Raw genomic sequence first — 2,626 nt, forward strand, 5'->3', positions numbered from 1 at the left:
AGCCTAAAAAAAGTGATTCAATATAAGGCTTTATTTGAATTACAGTAGAGTAAAATCTAGAGGTTTTAACTGGAAAAGGAGGTTTTTTCACAGCCTGACGTCCCCGCGCTACAAGCAGTTTGGGACTAAATTAAGCCCATTATTCGGATTTGCCAAATCTTCCAAATACAAACCAATTTTTCCATTAAGCCTAATACCCAAATTGCTTGTAGCGTGTGTTAGCACTAGTTTTTTTATTCATTTTCATTTAAAAGTCTTATTAAATCTTTAGGCATACTAATGAATAATCCTTTTTCAGATTGTTCAGTTGGGAAAATTTGAATTTCATCATTATAATACCAATAGAAATTTGTTGTTACATTTCCCGGGTCTTCATTGTAAAACTTTTCAATTGTTGGGTCGAGGATTTTTATAAGTTCTGATAATTCTCCATTTTCGATTGGATGTGCATATGCCGTTCCTTTTGTTGGAATGGCTATTAATGTTCCAAATTTTCCAATTGAATAATCTGCTCTGTTTTTTAAATCAAGCATTAATGAAGCCGAAAAGTCGCCACTAAAAAATATAAACACAGTGAATTTTTCTCCAAATTCATACTCTTTTACCTCAATTTCATTTTCAGGTAAATTTTGAATTGCAATTTTAAACAAGTCATTTTCCAATTTGTTCCACTCATTTATTTGATCTTTTCTTACATAGTGAAATTGTCCTTCAAATTCAAGTATTAAAAATGTATTGGTCTTTGGGAAGTCAGTTCTATGAACATAATTATTGATATCGTCGCCAAGGTTAAATGTGTCTTCTTTTAATAAAACTCTCAAAAACTGATTTGCATATTCAAAATCTTTGTAAAGATAATTTAATGCTGATGTATTAGGTTTTAACTTGTCAAAGTGTTCGTAAATCAGCTGGCTCCAAATAGTTTTTTCATTACTTGCTAAAACACGAACCAAATTGTCTAAATAGCGATGTTGTTCATCTCCATCAATGTCCGTTACTATTTCTCCTTCATCGATTTTTGAAATAATTAATTCTTTATCTTGATGATATTTTATGCAGATTTCTAAAATATCATTGTATTCATCTTTAGTGATAATTCCATTATACATTTCTGGAAGTTCATACTTCTTTTGTTTTTTGAAGATGTCAAATAATCCCATTAAATTCTGTTTGTGAGTTTTAAAATTAGTGCTAACGTTCCCGCGCTACAAGCAGTTTGGGACTAAATTAAGACCATTCTTCGGATTTGCGAAATCTTCCAAATACAAACCAATTTTTCAATTAAGCCTAATACCCAAATTGCTTGTAGCGTGTGTTAGCAGACGTTTTATTTTTCTGAATTATGCTCTAAACAATTTATAAAATCTTCACTAAAAACATTCAAATAATTTGTTTTTAGTTCGCTAAAATCAGCTTCTATAAAATAGATTTCTTCATTTTCTTGGATCACAATTAATTTAGCTGGAATATATAAATTATTGCCAACGTAAATTGCATAGTCTAATAAATAAGCGTCTTTTTCGTTACAGTCAGTTTTTTTGAATTTATCAATAAGAAACTTTTTAAAATTCAATTTTTGTGAGTCTTTACCTTTTTTTATATAGTCTAGAAATTGTTTTTTTTGTTCAAGTGTAAATTCCACTTGATTATTTTCTTTAAGTAAAGCTTGAAATATTGGAGGATAAACAAAATTTAAAAGAGATAAATTGTCAGTTTTAAAAAGAGAATGATACTCAACAAAACGATTCTTTGTTTTTTTAAAAACTTTACTATTTTCATCATATTCTTTAAATTTTAATGTTGAAGATATTTCATCTAGAAGTTTTTGAGAATAACTTGAGACTATTAAAGAATCGGTTTGAGGCACTGAGCCAGGATTGTAAGGGATATATTTAATAACTTTATTTTTAGTTATTTCAATTACTACTTTTTCTTGATACATTTCAGATTGATGTTTAGTATCAAACAGACTTAATCGATATTTTAAAATTCTAATATTTTTCTCTTTAGATATTACACTATCAATCATTGTGTTTTTTACTCTATAAACTCCTAGTTTTATAGAATCGTGAATTCCTTTGTGTTCACTTACTAGAATATCATAAATTTTATTAGAATCTTGAGTCTTATACTTAATCTTTAAAACATTTATATAATTACTAGATAGCTTATCAAAATAATTTTTGTAATCTGCATTGATATCTATGTCGATAAATTTTTGAAATTTTTCTACTTGTTGTTTATTTTTATTGCAAGAGAATAAAGAAAAAATCAAGAAAATAATTATTATATTTTTCATTATTAGTTTTTTTTATTTGAAAATAGACTTATTATAAATCCTACAGCTCCAATAATAAGAGTAAAAATAAATCCATAATATATTCTTTTAGCATCAAATTCCAACCAAGCTTGGCAACTACTTAAGGTTAAAAATAGGCTTGAAATTAACGTAATTGAAATGAATTTTTTCATAAAATTTGTTTTAAAATTGGGTAAAATTCTCCACTTTTACTCGGTAATGTCTGCTAACGTTCTGGCGCTACACGAGGTTTGGGATTAAAGATGCGAGGTTTTTCGGTTAAACACAAATTTCCCAAGTACAAAACCATCTTTAAATTCAGCCTAA

3 protein-coding genes are annotated in these 2,626 nt (G+C 27.6%); all 3 read right to left on the bottom strand.

What is annotated here, in order from left to right:
* Nucleotides 1–233: 233 nt before the first annotated feature.
* Nucleotides 234–1,160 (bottom strand): hypothetical protein, encoded by a 927-nt coding sequence (locus FLACHUCJ7_RS25170; protein ID WP_180910975.1) that lies wholly within the window; start codon nt 1,158–1,160, stop codon nt 234–236.
* 167 nt (nt 1,161–1,327) lie between these two features.
* A complete protein-coding gene (locus tag FLACHUCJ7_RS25175) occupies nt 1,328–2,299 on the bottom strand; it encodes a hypothetical protein (protein WP_180910976.1) in 972 nt (323 codons plus the stop codon).
* Nucleotides 2,300–2,301: 2 nt separating this feature from the next.
* Nucleotides 2,302–2,472, bottom strand: coding sequence for a hypothetical protein (locus FLACHUCJ7_RS25180; protein ID WP_180910977.1), 171 nt, complete (start codon nt 2,470–2,472; stop codon nt 2,302–2,304).
* Between the last annotated feature and the right edge of the window lie 154 nt (nt 2,473–2,626).

Source organism: Flavobacterium salmonis (assembly GCF_903819435.1).
GTDB classification, from domain to species: Bacteria; Bacteroidota; Bacteroidia; order Flavobacteriales; family Flavobacteriaceae; genus Flavobacterium; species Flavobacterium chungangense.